The following is a 333-nucleotide window of genomic DNA, read 5'->3' on the forward strand; positions in this document are numbered from 1 at the left end:
AACCAAAGCTGGTAATGCGCATTTACGGCGGGTGCTGGTCGAATCTGCTCACCATTATCGGCATTCGCCAGGTGTGCGCCGCAAACTGCGGGAGCGAATCACCGGGCTGCCACCGGAAGTACAGCGAATTGCCTGGGAAGCACAGAATCGGTTGCATCGCAAATATATGACCATGCTGGGACGAGGAAAGCACAGATCTAAGATTGTAGCAGCAATCGCCCGAGAGCTTGCGGGTTTTGTATGGGCAATCGCTAGAGCTATGGAGAAAGGTGAAGGAAATCCAGTTCCGGATTTCCAGATTACGGGGTGATTTTCACCACCCGCTTAGGGAAA

The 333-nt window shown here is 52.9% G+C and carries 1 pseudogene; it reads left to right on the forward strand.

The features are described from left to right. Positions 1-310 (forward strand): annotated as a pseudogene (locus ACNPNW_RS06200) (IS110 family transposase); the annotation flags it as partial. Positions 311-333: the final 23 nt, after the last annotated feature.

The organism is Acinetobacter endophylla (assembly GCF_053543775.1).